The 753-nt window shown below is 67.9% G+C and carries 1 protein-coding gene and 1 pseudogene; one reads left to right on the forward strand and one right to left on the reverse strand.

From position 1 onward, the window contains the following. Positions 1–575: pseudogene (locus AAH991_RS40170) on the reverse strand (hypothetical protein); the annotation flags it as partial. Between AAH991_RS40170 and AAH991_RS40175 the strand changes: the two are divergent. Further along, on the forward strand, positions 562–753 hold a 192-nt coding region (locus AAH991_RS40175; RefSeq protein WP_346231197.1), incomplete at its 3' end, for a hypothetical protein. The pseudogene AAH991_RS40170 and the gene AAH991_RS40175 overlap by 14 nt on opposite strands.

A 753-nucleotide genomic window follows, 5' to 3' on the forward strand; every position in this document is an offset into this window, starting at 1 on the left:
GGGGTCAGCTCCAGCACCTGGTGATCGCCCTCACTGCGCAGGCGGGTGGCGATACGACCCGTACGCCGGTGCCGGTCCTCGGCCTTGGTCTCGGCGTCCGCCTTCGCCTTCGCGTTCGTACCGGCCTTGGCGTTGCCCGCCTTCTTCTCCGCGTGGGCGGGCTTGGGATACATGACCGGCTGGGCCACCGGCGCGACGAGCTTGCCCACGCTGTCGGTCAGCGTGAGACGGCCCTGACCGTCCTGCTGCAGCTTCCACCCGACCGTCTTCACGTTAATCCGGTAATTGAGCTGAGCCGTGGGACGCTCGCGCAGCTCGATGTCGTGACGGACACCACCGGGCAGCACAGTCACCACCAAATCGGCACCCGGACCGGCCGCGTCCGTGTAACGGGCCTTGTTCCGCTCGACCGTCGGCCTGGGCAACGGGGCCGGCCAGCTCAACGCAACCGAGTTACCCGCCTCATCAGCCACAGTCGCGAACGGCCCATCACCACCATTCGACACCTTCACAGCAGGCCCGGCCTTGGGCACCAAGGCGCCGTCCTTCTCCACCAAACTGGTGTCGATCGGCACCCACACCCCGTCCCGCTTCACCCTGGACGGACGGGTACTGACCGTCGTGGTGAACGACCTGCCATCCGGATTGGCCACAGTCGAACTCACCGCCGAGGTCAATCCCGCCACCTCAACCGGCTTACCCGACCGCTTCGCCTCCGCCGACGCGCGGATGCGCGCGTCGTCCTGCGCCTGC

Source organism: Microbispora sp. ZYX-F-249 (assembly GCF_039649665.1).
Classification (GTDB): Bacteria; Actinomycetota; Actinomycetes; order Streptosporangiales; family Streptosporangiaceae; genus Microbispora; species Microbispora maris.